Raw genomic sequence first — 11,506 nt, 5'->3', positions numbered from 1 at the left:
TCACCAACCCATCAAGGTCATTCCAGCAGGGACATCCGGTCGGGGGAGTACCGTTCGCCGGCGATCTGGTCGGCGGGCACCGCTCGTTCGATCGCCGCTACGTCAGCGGCGGACAGCTCGATGGCGACCGCGCCGACGTTCTCCTCCAGCCTGCTCCGCTTCTTCGTCCCGGGAATCGGCACGACGTCGTCGCCGTGGCTGTGTACCCACGCGAGCGCGAGCTGACCCGCCGTGACCCCTCGTTCGCGGGCGAGTTCTTCGAGCGCCCGCACGAACTCCAGGTTGCGTTCCAGGTTCCCCTCGGCGAAACGAGGCTGAGAGGTCCGCCGGAAGTCGCCTTCCTCGAAGTCGTTGGCCGACCGGTAGCGGCCGGTGAGTATTCCCCGGCCCAACGGCGAATACGGCACGATTCCGACGCCCAGCTCGCGGCAGGTCGGCACGACTTCGGCCTCGATCGTGCGCGACCACAGCGACCATTCGGTTTGCACTGACGTGATCGGGTGCACGGCGTGCGCGCGGCGGATCGTCTCCGGCGAGGCTTCCGACAGCCCGATGTGACGTACCTTCCCCGCCTTGACCAGCTCCGCCAGCGCGCTGACGGTCTCCTCGATGGTGACCGCGGGATCGACCCGGTGCTGCTGGTAGAGGTCGATGTGGTCGACGCCGAGGCGGCGAAGCGACGCGTCGCAGGCCTGTCGGACGTACTCCGCGTCCCCGCGCACGGACCGCGCCATCGAGTCGTCCTCCGCGCGGACGACGCCGAATTTCGTGGCCAGCACGACGTTTTCGCGGCGGCCGGCGATCGCCCGCCCGACCAGTTCCTCGTTGGCGCCGTAGCCGTACATGTCGGAGGTGTCCAGGAGCGTGACGCCGAGGTCGAGCGCGCGGTGCACGGTCGCGATCGACTCGGTTTCGTCGCCGCTGCCGTAGAAATCGCTCATTCCCATGCAGCCGAGCCCCTGGGCGCCGACGTCGAGCTTGCCGAGCCGCCGGGTGGGCATCGCCATGCGGATTCTCCTTCGTTCTAGTGGGCCGGGTCGGTGGCGGCGGCGGGTTCGGCCGCCGCCGCGGGTTCGTTGATGTCCTTGAGATGGGTCTCCGGCATGAGCAGGACCGCGCCGAAGGTGATCGCGCAGACGACCGCCATGTAAATGGCCACCGAAACCGAAGACCCGGTCGCCGCGTACAGCGACGTCGCGATCAGCGGGGCGAACGCGCCGCCGATCACCGCGCCCAGCTGCACGCCCAGCGAGACGCCGGAGTACCGGAGCCCGGTGGTGAACGCCTCGGCGAAGAACGCGCCCTGCGGCCCGTACATCGTGGTGTGCATGAGCCCGAGGCCGACGATGAACGCCACCATGATCAGGAACGTCGATTTCGTGTTCAGCAACGGCCAGAACGCGAACGAGAACGCGCACAGCATTCCCGAACCGGCCAGCAGCATCGCGCGCCTGCCGATCCGGTCCGAGATCGCGCCGGCGACCGGGAGCAGCACCAGCTGCACGCCCGCCGCGACGAGCACCGCGAGCAGGACGGTGTCCTTGGACAGTCCCAGAATCGCCGAGTTCGTGCTGTAGGAAACCGCGAAGGTCATGAACAGGTAGTAGGTCACGTTGATGCCGATGTAGGCAGCCGCGACCAGCGCGATTTGCTTGTAGTGCACGCGAAATGCGCGCAGCACGGGGGAGCGTTCGGCGTCCGGCTTCTTCACCTGCTTGAGCCGCCGGAACGCGTCGGTGTCCTCCAGCCGCAGCTGCAGATGGATGGCCAGCCAGACCAGCAACGCGCTGGCGAGGAAGGGCACCCGCCAGCCCCACGCCTCGAAGGCCGCGGGCGAGGTGAACCGGATGGCCGCGATGAAGGCGAGGTTGCCGAGGATGATGCCGCCCGGGCCGCCCGCCTGCGCGAAGCTGGAGAAGAACCCGCGCTTCCGGGGCGGCGCGCTTTCCATCGCGAGCAGCACGACGCCGCCGAGCTGTCCGCCGACCGCGATGCCCTGCAGGAAACGCAGCAGTACCAACAGGATCGGCGCGGCGGTCCCGATCACCGAATGCGTCGGCATCAGCCCGATGAGGGTCGACGCGAGCCCCATCCCGGCCAGCGCGCCGACCAGTGCGGTCTTGCGGCCGCGCACGTCGCCGATGTGGCCGAAGAGGACGCCGCCGAGCGGACGGGCGATGAAGCCGACCGCGAAGGTCGCGAAGCTGAGCAGCGCGCTGGTCAGCGCGGTCTGCTCGGGGAAGAACAGCTGCGGGAAGACCAGTGCCGCGGCGGTGCCGTAGATGAAGAAGTCGTAGTTCTCGATGCTCGAAGCCGAGAGTGCGGTCAACGCGACCTTGGCCGGTCTCGTCTCGGGTCGTGCCTGTGTGGGTTCCTGCGCCGGCGCCATTGCCCGCTCCTTCCGCCACCTTCGACGGCCGTCGGGACGAAACCTCAACGTTTCGTCCAATGAAACGTGCGAACCACTACGTGATATGGCTTGTCTACTCGCCCTGGTCACGCAGGTCAAGAGGGGGTCTTGCCGGGGCTTCGCGGGGCAGGACCGGGACCTCCCGGTCGGCTGAGCGGGAGGTAAGGCGCGGAAAGCGTCAGAGGTCCGCGGTCGCCTTCTCGAAGGCCGTCACGATTTCCGTCATCGACGCCCCAGGCCCGAAATGCCGGTGCACGCCCGCCGCCATCATGCGGTCGATCTCGGCGGGTTCGTCGATCCCGCCGGCGAGCACCGGGACGTCGGAGCCCTCGCGGCGCAGTCCCTCGACGGTCAGCGAGGCGAAGTGCCCGAGCCCGCCGCTGAGACAGCTGAGCCCGACCGCGTCCGCGTCCTCCTGGACCGCGACCTGCACGATCGTCGCGGTGGCGACGCGTTTGCCCAGGTAGACGACCTCGAACCCGGCGTCGGCGAGGTGCTTCCCGATGAGCCGGACGCCGACGTCGTGCCCGTCGAGCCCGAGTTTCGCCAGCACGACGCGTTTCATCTCTCGAACCCTTCCCTGGTGGCCCCGACGATCTCGGCGGAGGTGGCCCCCGCCCGCAGCGCCTCGATACTCGGCTGGACGAGGTTCTCGGTGCCCGCGGCGGCGGTCTCGACCGCTTTGAGCGCCCGCTCGACCAGCGCGGTGTCCCGGTGCCGTTTGTGCTCGGTGATCCGCTCGACGGCGTCCTGCTCGACCTTCGCGAAGTCGATTTCGCCGGAACTCTTGCCCGCGAACCACTCCGCGCGGGCCTTCGCATCGAACACGCCGTGGCCGACCATGAGCCGTTCTCCACTGCGCAGTTGTTCCTGGCGGGCACCGCGGTTTTCGTCGATCCTTCCCGCGATGTAGCCGTTTTCGATGGCTTCCAGCGGCCCGCCGGCCTCGGTGAGCCGGTCGAGTTCGAGCCGGACTTTGCGCATGACCTGCTCGTCCACGTCGCGCAGTTTGGCGCTCCCGGCGAGCGGGTCGATCGTCGTCAACGTGCCGTGCTCGTACGCGACGACCTGCATCGTGCGCACGGCGAGCGCGGCGGCGTCGACGGACGGGATGCGCAACGCCTCGTCGTAACCGGTGGCGCAGAGGTAATCGACGCCGCCGAGCATCGAGCCGAGCACGCTGAGCGTCACGCGCGGGATGTTGACCAGCGGTTCCTCGGCGGATTCCAGGCCGTGCGCGTAACCCATGAGCTTCGCGACCGGCTGGTCGGCGACCGGGATGCCGTAGCGGTCGCGCAGGATCTCGCTCCACAGAATCCGCGCCGTGCGGAAAACCGAAGCCTCCACGAACAAATCGCTGCGCTCGTTGAGGAAGAACATCAGCTTCCCGGCGACGTCCGCGGGTTCGTAGCCGCGGCCGACCAGTTCGTCGACGTACGCGATGGCGTTGCCGAGTGCGAACGCCACCGCCAGCAACGGTCCCGCGCCCGCGACGTCGTAATGGTTGGAACAGACGGTCAGCGCCGCACCGGGCATGCCCTCGTCGATCGCGAACGCGACACAGTCGGCGGCGATCCGCAGCGCTTGCGCGGGCGAGTGGATTTCGGTGCCGCGCGCGGTGAATTCCTTGAGCGGATCGTTCTGCATCACCAGCTTCACGTGCCGGGCGTCGCGGTCGGACAGGACGCTGTGCACCATTCCCAGCGCGACGTGCCCGAGCGAGTTCTGCAGCATCCCGACGCTGTCCGCGGACGCGAGGTCGAGCCGGGAGCAGATGGTGGCGAAGTCGTCCAGCGTCGCGCACGACACCCCCGCCCGGCCGACCTGGGCGTGCGCCAGCTCGTGGTCGGGGTCGAAGCCGAGCTGCGAGGGCAGGTCGGCGGCCAGCAGGAACGACTCCGCGCCCACCTCCTGCAGCACGGCGAGCCGTTCCGCGGTCATCGACGGCGGGCCGAGTCCGGAGTAGACCATGAACCGCGGCCGGAACGGTCCGGGCTCGGCGATTCTGGCGTCGCTCCACGCTTTCAGCGCGGGCTCGGCGGTGGTCGGCTCGTAGCGCGCGCGGACCGGGACCCGGCCGTCGTTCGCCCTGCTGATGTCGCTGACGTCGCTGCTGTCGCTTTCGGGCCGCACTGGACCTCCCTGTTCAGTCCACTTCGGACGCTCCGGACACCGTCGCCGAAATCCGGGCCGCGACCTCTCGTACCTGTCGTTCGACCTCGGCGATCTTCTCCTCGCCGAGGCGGCCTTCCGGCCCGATGACGCTCAACGCGGCCAGCGCGAAGCCGTTCGCGTCGGTGATCGGCGCGGTCACGCCGACGGCACCCACCGCCCGTTCGCCGTGGCTGTAGGCGACGCCCGCGTCGGCGATGCGGATCAGTTCGGCGCGCAGGGTTTCGAGGTCGGTGATCGTGTTCGGCGTCGTGGGGGCGAGCGGGAGGTCCTTGAGCAGGCGTTCGCGCTCCGTCTCGGGCATGAACGCGAGCAGCGTCTTGCCCGCCGAACCGGTGTGGATGCCCTCGGAAACGCCGACGCCCGCGATGTACCGGATGAGGTGCGGGCTCGGCAGTTCCTTGACACAGATCCGGGACCGGCCGGCCCGCACGTGCACCGCGACCGTCTCCGCGGTGACGTCGCGCAGTTCCTCCAGCGCGTCGGTCGCTTCGAAGATGAAGCCCGCGTTGCCGTTGGAGATCGACGACATCAGGTGGAAGCAGCCGGGGCCGAGCCCGTAGTGCCCGCTCGCCTGGTCCTGGACGACCATTCCCTTGGCGCGCAACGTGCTCAGCAGCCGGTAGGTCGTCGGCTTCGACAGCGAGACGACCTCGGCCACGTCGCCGAGCGTCAGCGGGCTGTGCCCGAGGGCGAACAGGATGTCGATCGCCCGGCTGACCGCGCGGACCGTGGAGCCATCAGCGGATTCTGTCACTGGCCACCTCTGCGTTTTCGTCGAGTGAGGTCACCGTATCAACCAGCGAAACGCTCGGGCTCGAACCAATAACGCGGCGTCTCGCCCGCCGCCCCGATCCGCACGCGCACGAGCATGCCCGCCGCCAGCTCGGTCCCGTTGGCCCGGACCTGGCCGAACACCATCGGCCCGTGCTCCAGCGCGATCTGCCCGAGCGTGTACGGCGCGGGCAGCCCGGGGCGCGGGACGTGCACGGTCGTGTAGGTGAGCAGCAAGCCGGTCGCCGCGAAGGTCTGCTCGGCAGGCGCGGCGGCTCCGCAGCGATGGCAGACGGCGCGGGCGGGGAAGGAGTCTGTCTCGCACTGCGTGCAACGGCTGCCGACGAGCGCCTGCCCGTTGTCGCGCGGCCGGTCCGCCGTTCCTGGCACCGTCAACGCGGCGTTCAGTCCCATGGGTCGGTCCTCTCCAGCAGATGGACGCAGGACACGGCGGACTCGCCTTCCAGCCAGCCGCCGTTGTTGTGGGCGAGGCCGATGCGCGGCCGCTGGGTCTGGCGTCCAGTGGCTTCGCCGCGCAACTGCCAGGTCAGCTCCGCGATCTGTGCCAGCCCGGTGGCCCCCACCGCGTGCCCGCGCGACGACAGCCCGCCGCTCGGATTGACCGGACGGGAGCCGTCGATCTGGGTCGTGCCGCTGTCGAGCAACGCGCCCGCATCGCCGGGACTGCAGAAGCCAAGCTGTTCGTACGCGATGAGTTCGGCCGGGGCCATGGCGTCGTGCACCTCGGCGACGTCCACGTCCTCGGGTCCGAACCCCGCCTCCGCATACGCGGCCGCCGCGCACAGTTCGGTCAACGACGGTTCGTTCCCGGTGGTCGTATACCCGGTCGCGGCCTGCGACGCCCGGATCCGGATGGTCGGCTTTTCTACCGGGACCGCGCCCCGGCGAGCCACGACCACTGCGGCCGCACCGTCGCAGATGGAACTACACATCAACAGTGTCAACGGATCAGCGATCGGCCGCGACCCCAGCACTTCCTCCGGGCTGACGACTTTCCGGTGCTGCGCATACGGATTGCGCTCGCCGTTGGCGTGGCTCTTGACGGAAACGGCGACTAGGTCGTCGACAGTCAGCCTGCCCGCGGCGATGAGCTTGCGCAGCCGCATCCCGTACACCGCGGTGAACTGCAGCCCGATCCCGGAAATCACGTCGAGATCACCCGCCGACTCCAATGCCGCGAGCGTCCGGGAACGGTCCTCCACGAACATCTTCTCCACGCCCGCGACCAGCACGACGTCCGCCGAACCGGCGCGGATCGCGAGCACCGCCTGGCGCAACGCGGTCGACCCGCTCGCGCACGCGTTCTCGACGTTCGTGACCGGGACGCGTTCGATGCCGATCTCCCGCATCGCCGACTGGCCGCGGATCATCTCCTGGCCCTGCAGCAACCCGGCCATCGCGTTGGCGGCGTAGACCGCGTCTATGTCGCGCACGCCGAGCCCCGCGTCGATCAGCGCCGAGACGCACGCGACGCGGTTGAGGTCCTTCAGCGAGGCGGTGGTGTAGCGGCCGAAGGGATGCATGCCGACGCCGATGATCTCGATGTCGTCGCTGGTCATTCGAGCCCTCCGGTCAGCTTGTCGCGCAGTTCGGCCCGGTCGACCTTCCCGTAGGGCGTGCGCGGGATGGCGTCCCAGATCTCCAGCCGGCGCGGCGTCCGGATTCCCAGCCGGGGCCGGACGAACTCGATCAGCTCCTGGCTCGACAACGCCTGCGGCTCCCGCAACCGCACAACCGCCGTGACCGCGTCGCCCCACCGCGGATCCGGCAGCCCGAGCACGACCGCCTCGCTCACCGCGGCATGCGCCGACAACTCGTTCTCCACCTCGCGCGGCGCGATGTTGTAGCCGCCCGAGTTGATCATCTCGTCGTTGCGCCCTTGAAGATGGACGAACCCGCGCTCGTCCGTGCGGGCAAGATCCTTGGTACGCAACCATCCGTCGCTGAGCACGGCCGCGGTAGCCTCCGGCTTACGGTGATAACCGGTCATCAAATGCGACCCCCGGACGAAGACCTCCCCGATCTCACCCCGCCGCGCGACCCGGCCGTCCTCGGCACGCACCTCGACCGCCACCGACCGCCAGGGCCGTCCCGCCGACTGGCGAGCCTGTGCGTCCAAGTGATCGGTTTTGCTGAGACAGGTGATGGTCATCGGCGCCTCGGACTGCCCGTAGTCCTGCACCAGCGTCGGCCCGAACCGTTCCAGCGCGCGCTCCAGCACCGGCAACGCGACGCTGGAGGCACCGTAAACGATCGTCTCGAACCCCCACTCGCCGCGCGCCGCGTCTAGCAACGGTTCGAGCATCGCCGGAACCGCTTTGAGCGTACGGAAATGCCCCTCGCGGGACCGGTGCCACACCTCGTCAGGATCGAACTTCGGCATGACATGCACGCCCGCGCCGCTGATCAGATACGGCAGCACGAAGTACCCGGATGCGTGCGAAACGGCCTGGGTAAGCAAAATCCGCTCGCCCTCGCGCACCGGTGCCAGCTCCAGCAGCAGATTCAACGCCACCTCACGCAACGCCCGATGCGACAGCACCACGCCCTTGGGTCGCCCGGTCGTCCCGGAGGTGTAGGAAATCCAAGCCGCCCCTTCGGGATCGCTGTCACGCAACACCGGCTCCGCCCGTGCCCCCGCGACCAGCGCCTCGTACTGATGCTTGAAGCTGGAATCCGCCTCGAACGGAACCGCGACGAGCCCGAACTCCTCGGCCAACGCGTGCGCGGCAGCGGCGAACCTCGGGGCGAAGAACAGTGCCCGAAGCCCCGCATCCTCAGCTACGTAACGGAAATCCTCGAGGTGCAGCCGGGCGTTGAGCGCCACCCGGACCCGCCGCCCGAGCGCGATCGCACAGTCGACCTCGATGAACTCCGTGCGGTTGTCGGACAGAATCCCGACACTGGCCCCTTCTGGCACGCCGAGCGCGTCCATGGCGTTGGCGAGCCGTTCCGCACGGTCCAGCAATTCGCCGAACGTGCGCGCCGTGCCCCCGTCGTCGACCGCGGTAACGCCCCGATGCGCGGCCGCCGCCCGGCGGAGCAGGTAGGCGGTGTCGAGAACCATCCGAGCGGCCTCCCTTGACGAAGGGGTGTTTCATCTGGTGACAAGAACGTATTGTCAGATGAAACGATGTGTCAAGGGGGGAGTGCTGCCCGGGACGGCTGATCGGGAGGGGCGGGGTCGTGGGCGTCGGTAGCTGGGCGCGTCGTCCGTGAGGGGCACCCTGAGGGAATCAGATTCCCTCAGGGAGGCCCTCACAGCCCCGCGCACCCGGTCACATGGGGGTTAATCGGGCATTTCGGCAGTGTTGGTGTCCTTTGTGGATGGTTGACGGGCGCGGCGCCACGCAGCTTGAGTTCCTGGCATGGGGAATCAGAGTCCGTGAGGGTGCCCCTCACGGACTTGGCCGGGCCGGGGCGAAGGTTGGCAAGCCGTGGACGATGGCGATCCCGAGGCCTTCAGCGGTGTGTCGCGTTGGAGTACTTCGACCGAGGGCAGGGGGCTCACCCGCCCGGAACAGGATGCCCTCCAGCCGGGAGAATCTGCTGATACCCCACCGCCCGCCCAGCCTGATCCAGCAGCCGCCCCATCCGTTTCGGCATGGTCAGCGTGACGGCCCGGTCCAGGACCCGCACCCCGGGCGCAGTGCGCAGCAGCCGGGCTTCGTACCCGGTGGTGTCGGCGGGGTTGCGCAGCCACGTCGACACCACCAGGTTGCCGCGGCCGACCACAGCAGCCGAAAGGCGCGTTTCCGGCAGCGCCGCGACCGCGGCGGCCACGCGGTCTAGTACATCGGCGGGTACGTCCAACCGATAACCGGCGATCACCGGCCAGCCAGCGGCCACGTGCGCCAGGTCGCAGCGAAATGCCAGTTCGCCGTTGCGCAGCAGCCGGGCGAGCACGCGCCGCACCACGGATTCGCCGACTCCGCAGCGGCGGGCCAGTTCGGCGCTGCTGAGCCTGCCGTCGGTGCCGAGTGCGTCGACGATCGTGCGTACGCTGCCGTCCTGCCAGAACTGGGGCAGCGGGAGGCTGGTGCGCGAAGGTTCGTGCTGGTCGGGGCCGACTGTCCAGCCGCCGCCCTCGCGGTGGATGTGCGTGGCCACCGCCATCCGCACCGAGCGCACCCCGGGGATGACGCCGAGCCGTTTGGTCACGAGGGTGTCCATCGCGTGGTAGCAGCGGGCCGCGATGCCGAGGAACAGCTGATGGTCGCTCGTGGTCCGTTCGACGCTGAACACCGGCGGCCAGCGGCACACTTCCTCGCCGACGGCCAGCAGCCGGTCGGGAGTGCAGGCGAGATCGACGTAGCCGACGGTCCAGGTCGGCGGCGTCACGTAGGCGGTGAGCCAGGCGAGCCCGGCTTTGTGCAGCCGTTCCCAGCGACGGGCCGCGGTCGTCGCGTCGGTGCCGACGACGGCTCCGACGCGCGTCCAGGTCGCGCGCGGTTCCCGTTGCAGTGCTCGCACCAGCGTGAGATCGGCGGTCGTCAGCGTCGTCGCTGCCGAGGATTCTGTGCTCAAGTGGTCAGTCCCGGTCCACGGCAGGGGCGCGGCGGGCGCCCCTGCCGGAGTGGTCACTTGTCGTGTTTGAGCCGGCGGCGCAGGAACAACACCCCGCCGCCGACGACCACGGCCGTGCCGCCGAGGGCGAGGGCGAGCACGGGGAGGCTGTCGGGGCTGGTGTTGGGTGCGGGAGCGGCGTAGCCGCCGCCTGCGCCGGTTTTGTCGTAGGTGGAGCCGGGGAGCTTGTCGCCGTAGCGTTTCTGCAGTTCGGCTTGGTACGTCGCCAGGGTGACGCGGGTCCCTGCCGGAACGCCGGATACTGCGCCGTCGAGGACGGTGACGGTGTCGCCGTTGACGGAGTACCAGGCGTTGACCTGGGGTTCGTGCAGGAGGTAGCCGCCGTGTGCGGCTGCGGCGTGGACTTGTTCGTCGTTGCCGGAGGCGACGTTGATGACCTGCCAGCCCGACGCGCTGGGCTGAGTCCAGACCGTCGCGTCCCGCCCGTCGGCCAGGTGCGCCGGAGACGCGACATAGGCCAGGGCGGCCGGGACGTCGGAGGCGCCGCTGATGAACGCGGCGGTCGGTTCGTAGACCGGGATCTGCGTGCTGGTGTCCGCGGCCGCGCGGGTGGCGTGCGCGGCCGCGGGTGCGGCTCCGGGGAACTTCGTGTGGGCAAGCCGGGCGGCGGTGCCGGGGCTGGCGAGCACTCCGGAGATCGCGGCGGTGTCCGACGGAGACGGGCCGGCCGGCGTGGCGGCGGAGGCTGGCGTGGCGGCGAATACCGCGGCGGCGATCGCTCCGGCGAGGACGAGAGTTCGCTTCATGGGTCAGCCCACCATTCCGTAGACCGTGTGGGTCCAGGTGAATTGGTTGTTGGAGAGGTAGGAGTTGTAGTTCATCGAGTTGTAGCGGTTGTTGGAGGGCCACGGATCGCCGTATTCGACGGTGCCGCTGGCGTCGTCGTAGCCGTAGAGGACGTGCATGTGGCCGCCGCCGGACGTCCAGCCGATCCGGGTGCCGATGGGCTGTCCGGCGTCGATCTGGTTCTTGATGCCGGAGAACGCGAGCCGGTAGCCGCTGGAATTGTAGGTTCCCACACTGCGGAACCCGAGGTAGCGGAATACGGTCTGCTCGTCGCTGAGGTAGCCCTGGTTGTTGGCGCAGTCGCTGCCGGACTCGTTGTGCGCGATCTGGCAGAACTTCGTCTGCGTCAGGGAATAGCCCCAGAACGCGGCGATGGTGTTGCCGCTCGCGTCCCAGCACCAGTTGTCCTTCTCCTGCGCCTGCATCGAGATGTTGGTCTCGCCGGCGACGGCCGCGGCCGGAACGGCGAGCGCGGCGCACGCGGCGGCGGCGAGCACCGCGATTCCGCGCCGAACCTGAACGGGAACTTTCACTGAGTCCTCCAGCGGGACGGCCGGTCCGGGACTGGGCGCCCGGGGCCAGCGGGGAAAGGTGGGCAGACCGGAATGATCCGCGCGCCGAGATCACGCCGACTACCGACGAACGGAGGGATCGGCGCCGCGCACCGGATACCGGCACGGCCATGGCGGCGGATTCCGGCTCCGCACCCCGGCCGGGCGGCGAAATGCTGCGTGCGGAAATCCGGAACTGCCCTTT

The 11,506-nt window shown here is 69.3% G+C and carries 11 protein-coding genes; all 11 read right to left on the bottom strand.

What is annotated here, in order from left to right:
• Window positions 1-17: 17 nt before the first annotated feature.
• The 11 genes from ACFSVL_RS21705 to ACFSVL_RS21655 all read right to left on the bottom strand — a co-directional run bounded on the left by ACFSVL_RS21705 (window position 18) and on the right by ACFSVL_RS21655 (window position 11,283).
• The gene (locus ACFSVL_RS21705) at window positions 18-1,001 is read right to left on the bottom strand and encodes an aldo/keto reductase (RefSeq protein WP_378307298.1); all 984 of its coding nucleotides are present in this window, start codon (window positions 999-1,001) and stop codon (window positions 18-20) included.
• Between the two features lie 23 nt (window positions 1,002-1,024).
• Window positions 1,025-2,389, bottom strand: coding sequence for an MFS transporter (locus tag ACFSVL_RS21700; protein ID WP_378306879.1), 1,365 nt, complete (start codon window positions 2,387-2,389; stop codon window positions 1,025-1,027).
• Window positions 2,390-2,588: 199 nt separating this feature from the next.
• Entirely contained in the window at window positions 2,589-2,975 is a 387-nt protein-coding gene (locus tag ACFSVL_RS21695) for a cobalamin B12-binding domain-containing protein (protein WP_378306877.1), read from the bottom strand.
• Window positions 2,972-4,543, bottom strand: a complete 1,572-nt coding sequence (locus tag ACFSVL_RS21690) for a methylmalonyl-CoA mutase family protein (RefSeq protein WP_378306875.1) — start codon at window positions 4,541-4,543, stop codon at window positions 2,972-2,974. Before ACFSVL_RS21690 ends, ACFSVL_RS21695 begins: the two co-directional genes overlap by 4 nt.
• A 13-nt stretch (window positions 4,544-4,556) precedes the next feature.
• Window positions 4,557-5,339 (bottom strand): IclR family transcriptional regulator, encoded by a 783-nt coding sequence (locus tag ACFSVL_RS21685; protein ID WP_378306873.1) that lies wholly within the window; start codon window positions 5,337-5,339, stop codon window positions 4,557-4,559.
• Between the two features lie 38 nt (window positions 5,340-5,377).
• Window positions 5,378-5,770, bottom strand: coding sequence for a Zn-ribbon domain-containing OB-fold protein (locus ACFSVL_RS21680; protein WP_378306871.1), 393 nt, complete (start codon window positions 5,768-5,770; stop codon window positions 5,378-5,380).
• Complete coding sequence (locus ACFSVL_RS21675; protein ID WP_378306869.1) at window positions 5,761-6,936, bottom strand: thiolase C-terminal domain-containing protein; 1,176 nt, start codon at window positions 6,934-6,936, stop codon at window positions 5,761-5,763. The genes ACFSVL_RS21680 and ACFSVL_RS21675 overlap by 10 nt, the downstream gene beginning before the upstream one ends.
• Window positions 6,933-8,444 carry an AMP-binding protein gene (locus ACFSVL_RS21670; protein ID WP_378306867.1) on the bottom strand — a complete coding sequence of 504 codons (1,512 nt, stop codon included), beginning with the start codon at window positions 8,442-8,444 and terminating at the stop codon, window positions 6,933-6,935. The genes ACFSVL_RS21675 and ACFSVL_RS21670 overlap by 4 nt, the downstream gene beginning before the upstream one ends.
• A 440-nt stretch (window positions 8,445-8,884) precedes the next feature.
• A complete protein-coding gene (locus ACFSVL_RS21665; RefSeq protein WP_378306865.1) occupies window positions 8,885-9,904 on the bottom strand; it encodes an Lrp/AsnC family transcriptional regulator in 1,020 nt (339 codons plus the stop codon).
• A 53-nt stretch (window positions 9,905-9,957) separates the two neighbouring features.
• Window positions 9,958-10,710: a hypothetical protein gene (locus ACFSVL_RS21660; RefSeq protein ID WP_378306863.1), complete on the bottom strand. Its 753-nt coding sequence runs from the start codon at window positions 10,708-10,710 to the stop codon at window positions 9,958-9,960.
• Between the two features lie 3 nt (window positions 10,711-10,713).
• On the bottom strand, window positions 10,714-11,283 hold the full coding sequence (locus ACFSVL_RS21655) for a papain-like cysteine protease family protein (protein WP_378306861.1): 570 nt from the start codon (window positions 11,281-11,283) through the stop codon (window positions 10,714-10,716).
• Window positions 11,284-11,506 lie beyond the last annotated feature (223 nt).

Origin of the sequence: Amycolatopsis silviterrae, assembly GCF_042684085.1 — a bacterium.
In the GTDB taxonomy this organism is placed as follows: domain Bacteria; phylum Actinomycetota; class Actinomycetes; order Mycobacteriales; family Pseudonocardiaceae; genus Amycolatopsis; species Amycolatopsis silviterrae.
The sequence above is the reverse complement of the archived record's forward strand: the minus strand, read 5'-3'. Positions and strand labels throughout refer to the sequence as shown.